The 6,858-nt window shown below is 44.6% G+C and carries 7 protein-coding genes; 3 read left to right on the top strand and 4 right to left on the bottom strand.

The window, feature by feature from the left end:
* Positions 1–36: 36 nt before the first annotated feature.
* The 3 genes from VN429_RS07990 to VN429_RS07980 form a co-directional block, all read right to left on the bottom strand.
* Entirely contained in the window at positions 37–786 is a 750-nt protein-coding gene (locus VN429_RS07990; RefSeq protein ID WP_325631864.1) for an ABC transporter permease, read from the bottom strand.
* The gene (locus VN429_RS07985; protein ID WP_325631861.1) at positions 787–1,773 is read right to left on the bottom strand and encodes an ATP-binding cassette domain-containing protein; all 987 of its coding nucleotides are present in this window, start codon (positions 1,771–1,773) and stop codon (positions 787–789) included. It abuts the gene before it with no gap.
* 140 nt (positions 1,774–1,913) lie between these two features.
* Complete coding sequence (locus VN429_RS07980; RefSeq protein WP_325631855.1) at positions 1,914–2,393, bottom strand: PadR family transcriptional regulator; 480 nt, start codon at positions 2,391–2,393, stop codon at positions 1,914–1,916.
* Positions 2,394–2,675: 282 nt separating this feature from the next.
* On the opposite strand from VN429_RS07980, the gene VN429_RS07975 reads away from it, so the two are divergent.
* The 3 genes from VN429_RS07975 to VN429_RS07965 are packed head-to-tail and all read left to right on the top strand — an operon-like array spanning position 2,676 to position 5,735.
* Positions 2,676–3,179 carry a hypothetical protein gene (locus VN429_RS07975; RefSeq protein ID WP_325631853.1) on the top strand — a complete coding sequence of 168 codons (504 nt, stop codon included), beginning with the start codon at positions 2,676–2,678 and terminating at the stop codon, positions 3,177–3,179.
* A gap of 5 nt (positions 3,180–3,184) precedes the next feature.
* Positions 3,185–5,170, top strand: a complete 1,986-nt coding sequence (locus VN429_RS07970; protein WP_325631850.1) for a type B DNA-directed DNA polymerase — start codon at positions 3,185–3,187, stop codon at positions 5,168–5,170.
* 1 nt (position 5,171) lies between these two features.
* The gene (locus VN429_RS07965) at positions 5,172–5,735 is read left to right on the top strand and encodes a hypothetical protein (RefSeq protein ID WP_325631848.1); all 564 of its coding nucleotides are present in this window, start codon (positions 5,172–5,174) and stop codon (positions 5,733–5,735) included.
* Between the two features lie 210 nt (positions 5,736–5,945).
* On the opposite strand, the gene VN429_RS07960 is transcribed toward VN429_RS07965, so the two are convergent.
* A partial coding sequence (locus VN429_RS07960; protein WP_325631846.1) for a tetratricopeptide repeat protein occupies positions 5,946–6,858 on the bottom strand: 913 nt, incomplete at its 5' end.

Genomic DNA, 6,858 nt, shown 5'->3' with positions numbered 1-6,858 from the left:
CATATGGGGACATCGACCCATTTTATCAGAAAAAATTCAGAGGGAGATCTTTTTGAAGAGGTATGTTCCGATAACCGTCATGACACAGGCAAATCCGCCGATGACAAGGAGACTCATTACCGGACTTATCTGACTTGTTCCGGTGAGACCGTACCTAATCCCTTCAACTCCATAGGTGAGCGGATCAAACATGGTAATCGGGCCGAGCCAGGATGGGAGTGAACTTATCGGAAACATTGCTCCTGATAGTCCGAATATCGGAAATATTACAAAGTTCATGATGAGTTGGAACCCGGTCATATCCTCCATTCTTGATGCTATTGCAATGCCAAACGCAGTAAAGGATATGCCTATAAGCACCATGAAACCAAGGGCTATGAGAAAACCAGAAATACTCTGAACTTTCAGTCCCAGAAAGAGCGAGATTACCATGATCATAAGACCCTGAAGGACCGAAGTTGTTGCACCACCAAAGGTCTGACCTAGCATGATCTCAAGTCTCGTTACCGGAGCAACCAGTGTCTCTTTCAAAAATCCGAACTGTTTGTCCCAGATAATCTGAATCCCTGAAAACACTGAGGTGAAGAGTACACTCATTGCAACCATTCCAGGGATCAGGAACTGTATGTAATTTTCACCTAATCCAGGGATATTCACTACAGAATTCAGACCAAATCCCAGGAACAGCAGGAAGAACAGAGGCATACTGATACTCCCAATTATCCGGCTCCTAGATCGCATATACCGAATCATGCTCCGGAGCCAGATTGTATAGATGATATCCATTTAATGCCTCCCCATCCGGTGATGCATTCGCATCGTCTCTTTCTTGTCGGTTTCTTCATCCCTGATTTTCTTCCCGGTGTACGAGAGAAAAACATCTTCGAGAGTTGGTTTATGAATGGATACAGAAGTAACCGGGATCTGGTGCTGGTTTAGAACAGTAATGACTTCACTGATATGCTGCTCTGCATTCTGCAGGCTAATCCTGACCTCGTCGTTATATATCTCAAGTTTGTTTATCCAGGGTTCAATAAGAATTTTAGAGGCCTTTTCGAACTCAGGTGTTGATATCGTTATTATATCTCCACCGATCCCATTTTTCAGATTCTCTGGTGTATCGAGTGCTATGATCGTCCCATGGTCAATGATTGCTATCCGGTCACAGAGCCGGTCAGCCTCTTCCATGTAATGAGTTGTAAGAATGATGGAGATATTCTTTTCTTTGCTTAACGTCGCGATATACTGCCAAAGATGGTTCCGGGTCTGGGGATCAAGACCTAGTGTTGGTTCATCAAGAAACAGGACAGACGGATGATGAAGCAGACCGCGGGCAATCTCAAGTCTGCGCCTCATACCACCGGAAAATGTCTTTACGATATCATTTTTTCGTTCATGCAACTCAACCAGCCGAAGCAGTTCATCTATCCGCTGTTTTCTGATTTCAGGTGGAATCCGGTAGAGTCGTCCATGAAAGTCCATGTTCTCTCCGGCGGTGAGTTCTTCATCAAGACTCTGATCCTGAAACACAATGCCTATCGCTTTTCTAACACCATCTTCGTCTTTTTCAACATTTTTTCCCTGAACTGTCGCCAATCCTGATGTTGGTTTCTGCATGGTTGCAAGCATAGAGAGGGTTGTAGTTTTTCCAGCACCGTTCGGACCAAGAAGGCCGAATATTTCTCCCTGCTCTATCTCAAAGGAGATGTGGTTTACCGCAACAAGATCATTGAATTTTTTTGTGAGGTCTTTTACCAAAATCGCGGTTGTCATTGTTTATTTCCTATGTCTTGGGATGTTTGTTGCTTCTGAATCGATTATCAGGCATTCGTATGGCTGCTATGTGTGCCCTCATTCCATGACCCTAAAGAGAGCAGAATGCTCAGAGATTCAGACCGCCCTCTGCTTAAATATCATGTTTCTTTTCCCGGAGAATTTACTGACTCCTGTATCCTGTTAATTTTTTGCCAGATTGTTTCTACCAGCTTTGAGTGGGGTCCCAGTTTTTCATTTGAAAGATCCTCAAGGTATGATAGGTTGCTATCAATCTCACTCAGGATTCCTTCGACAGAATCTGAGTGGCACATTGTTCCTGTTTTAAACATACTAATCTCCTCTAATCCTGCATCAGTTAGTTCATATTTGCGATCTTCTCTCTTTGTAATTAGATTTTCTTCAACAGCTTTGCTGAGTAACGGATAGATGGATCCGGGAGAGGGTTTCCAGTGCCCGTGACTCATTATATCAATAGCATCCATGAGCTCAGCTCCATTCTTCGGACCTTCACTCAGGATATGTAGCACTAAAATTTTGAGCCCACCATATCCGCGTAAATGTCCAATTCCATGAAACCTTCTCATGAATGATCTCATTAATTCACGATTATCTCTCATGTGTATCACATAACAATCCGATATCGATTATTCGATATCGACAATACGATATTTGATGCTGCAGTATAAAAAGTTGCTTCTTCATTGATGAGACTGATTGTTCCAGACATGATCAATCACCTACAGACATATAAACCAGACAAAATTTGCGAAAGTGAATGCAGCAATTTAGTAATTCAGAATAAGAAACCAAGCATTCATTGAAGACATTTTCAGACCCTCGTTCACTTTCGCCCTGCATCCTAAACCTTTAGATACTGGAGCTCATGATCAGGGTATGCAATGCCTCCAGTCATACATCCGGCCATATCAGGATCCTCGGGGTCCTTCTCGGTAATTGCAGCCCCAGTCGGGATCTTATTGGAGGCGCTCAGTACCCTGCTGAGATCAAACCAGAATCAAACCCTGTACCTGTGTGGTAATTATCCACAAATTCTCACGAAATTATTTGTCAATCATGACCATGTAAAAATCAGGCGGGCACTTACCGCGTACCAGATCCTGACAATCCTGGAAGATGCTGATGAACCCCTCATCCTTTTTGAGCATGACAGAAGTTGGTACCAGGATACTCCTGAACTCATACCAATCATCGGCGAAATTTGCAGACGCAAATCTGCGAATTTACAGATGGTTCTTCTCTTCTCTGACAGAGTTGATCGATGGTTTTCAGAGATTGATCCCTATGCAAACCGGGTGGTGTATTACCTTGACACACTTGCAAAGCCAAGGAAAAATCATTCAACTCCGGTGAATATCCAGAACACGCTGGAAGGGCTCTGGTGATCTGAATGAGCAGTTCAGGCGCATTTATTCTTGATTCATGCCGGACCAGGAAAGGTATCAGCTTTTGGCAGATCACTGATGGCAGACTTGAGATAGCACATCACAACTACTCTCCCTCGTTCCTGATACATTTCAGAGAACCACATCTTCATCGCAATATCATAGAAGAACTCCATTCCACCTACGGGATTGCAGAATGCTCGTTTAGATCTATCTACGAAGAATACCAGGGCTATAAGGTTGAAGCAGGAAGAGAAGTTGCAGAGGAGATTGAGAAACAGACCAATTACAAGGTTTCTTTATTTAATGTAGATATAAGGCCGGAGCAGCAGTTTGCTGCAGAACATGCCATTGTTCCCGGCGGTGTCTGTGGAATGGACCGGTTTAATCCAGTACACGAGTTTCCCGGCACAACAATGGAGATCGCCTTCTCTGAAAATCCACACAGGTCAGAGCATACCGGAACTATTTCAGTGACAGATCTGGATCGACAGAGACCATACATCCTGGAAGGATCAGACAGGCAGAACATTGATGATCTCTGTGATATTGTTCAAACCTGTGATCCTGATCTGATATTCTTTCCCGATTATGATCGCTGGTCATCATACATTTGTGATCTGGCAGATAAGTGGGGCATTGTAAATACGTTAAGTCGAACTGGACGATTTAGAAGACTTTCATCAAGATCATATTTTTCATACGGACGGATGGAACACCGGCTCGGGGCAATGGTTCCAGAAGGACGGATCATTGTTGATACACGGCAGAGTTTTATGTATCGGGAAGGAGATGCCAGGGGAATCTTTCTCGCCTCCCGCCTTTCCGGGCTCTCGCCTAACCTGACCTGCCGGCTCACACCCGGAACTCTTGTCTCTAGTTACGAGGTATATGAGGCACTTGCCCGGGGGATCGCTGTTCCGTTCAGAAAAAACGATGCCGAGGCACACCGGAGAATCGAAGATATGAGGCTTGATTTCCGGGGGGGTCTGACACTGCAGCCACAACCCGGGATCTACGAAGATGTAACCCAGATTGACTTCACTTCGTTTTATCCTTCAATCATTGTGAAGTATAACCTCTCACCCGAGACACTGAAATACCCGGAGAAAACCGGATTTTTGGCCTCCGTGCTCAGACCAATACTTGATCTCAGGCAGATCACCAAGCAGAGGAAACGGGTCGATCCCACGTATGCCGGGATGGATGGAATTTTAAAATGGATGCTCGTGACATGTTTTGGATATACCGGGTACAAAAATGCCAGGTTCGGAAGGATCGAGGTTCACGAGCAGATCACGCTTAAAGCCACCGAACTGCTCCAGGAGTGTGTCTCAACAATTGGCGATCTCCGGGGCAGGGTTCTTCATGCAATTATTGATTGTCTCTTTATCCAGGAATGTGATCCGCTGAAAGCCCAGTATGAGATAGAGAAACTCACCGACATTAAAACCGAGATTGAGCAGTATGACTGGATCGTATTTCTTCCCCAGATTGACGGGACCGGTTCATATGGAAATTATTACGGGAGGCTTATGAACGGGAAGATAAAAGCCAGGGGAGTTGCTGCAAGGCGGAGGAACACGCCGGCATATATTCGGCAGATGCAGGAAGCGATGCTGACCCTGATGGCTCATGAGCGTGAAGTCAATGCAATTGCATCCCACTGGTCAGAGGTCAGGGGTCTTTATCGGCAGTATTCAAACGGGCTCAGGGATGCTGATCCGAAGGATCTGGTTATCAAGCGAAGAATTGGAAAAGAACGATATCAGAATAAGTGCATTCCCCAGGCTGTCATTGATGTGTACCGACAGTATGGCGTCGAACTGGTTCCCGGGATGGATGCCTCGTTTATTGTCAGGGATGAGAAAGGGCTGCTTGTTGATCCCTCATTTGATCCAAAGAGTATCGATGTTAGGTACTATCAGCGTCTGTTAGACCGGGCTTGGAAAGAGATTGAATTCGTGCACAAAGTCAGTGAGACGTATTAACATGAGTGATCAAAGCAATCCTCTCAAAAATATCCCATCCGGTGCATTCTCTATATTTCAGGCATCTCATACCTACTTTCATGCCTGCCTGGCTGATATTCCCAGCAGGTATCCGGTTGGCACAATCTCATACATCAATAACCATGATTATGTCCCGCTTCTCCGGTTCAGGGAAGAGGATCAGGACCGGCTGAACCACATTAAGATAGACAAACTTGCTGATCTCCTTGATTATATTTCACATGATACTTCATCGATCCTTTTTATCGAATACCACCTGGCCTGGTTCAGGCCTGATAACAAGGAGGAACTGGAGCAGTTCTGTGAGACCTGCAAAACCAGAGCAAAGGCAGGAGGCCCGGTTGCTGTGATCACTGCTATGATGGACAGAAATCTGTTGTCTCTTGATGGAAAAGCGGATTATTTTTTCCAGGTCAAACCATGGGAACTTAAAGGAAGAGCTCGGGCAATAAAAGACCAGACAGAACTTAATTCATTTTCGTTTCTTGCGAATAGAATTGTGGACAAGGGAAGACTGTACGGTCAGATGAAACTGGGGGTGTGATAAAGAATACTTCGGTGTATAAGTAATATCTGTTGAGTCTATTGGATATGAGTGTATCAGGTCAGGTTACGCCTATTATTTCCTGATTAAACTCGCATTTTATGAAACACATCACTCATACGATTACAACTCTCTTCGCTGCGTCTTTGAGCAGATACAACATATTATCATCAGGTTGGTAAGAGTAATTGCAACGTCAGGCAAATATGCCTAGTGATTTGATGTAACGAGGGTTCTTCGGATATTCAGTGCTTCCTCATACTCCTTCTCAGCGATCTCAAATTCATTCCGATCAGAATGCAAAGTTGCGAGGTTGTTAAGGGTAATCGCAACGTCGGGAAGATACATTTGAGGGTTTGAAGCAGCAAAGGTCCTTTGGATCTTTAGTGCTTCCTCATACTCCTTCTCGGAGAGATCTAACTCATTTCGATCAGAATGCAAAGTCGCGAGGTTGTTTAGAATAGTGGCTTCATAGGGCAGATACGTCTGTGGGTTGGAGGAAGCAAGGGTTCGATAATCATTCAGTGCTTCCTTATACTCTTTCTCTGAGAGATCAAACTCATTCCGAGCAGAATGCAAAGTCGCGAGGTTGTTTAGAATAGTGGCTACATAGGGCAGATACATCTGTGGGTTGGAGGAAGCAAGGGTTCGATAATCATTCAGTGCTTCCTCATACTCTTTCTCAGCGATCTCAAATTCATTCCGATTTTGATGCAAATTTGCCAGGTTGTTAAGGGTCATCGCAACGTCGGGAAGATACGTTTGAAGGTTGGAGGAAGCAAGGGTTATTTGGATCTTTAGTGCTTCCTCATACTCCTTCTCGGCGATATCAAACTCATTCCTATTTTTATGCAAAATCGCCAGGTTGTTCAGAGTAGTGGCAACATAGGGCAGATACGTTTCAGGGTTGGAGGAAGCAAGGGTTCTTCGGATCTTTAGTGCTTCCTCATACTCCTTCTCGGAGAGATCTAACTCATTCTTATTTTGATGCAAATTAGCCAGGTTGTTAAGGGTAATCGCAACGTCGGGAAGATAAGTTTGAGGGTTTGAAGAAGCAAGGGTTCTTCGGATCTTTAGTGCTTCCTCATACTCCTTCTCGGAGAGATCTAACTCATTCCTATTT

The organism is Methanospirillum sp. (assembly GCF_035560735.1).
GTDB lineage: Archaea > Halobacteriota > Methanomicrobia > Methanomicrobiales > Methanospirillaceae > Methanospirillum.
The sequence above is the reverse complement of the archived record's forward strand: the minus strand, read 5'-3'. Positions and strand labels throughout refer to the sequence as shown.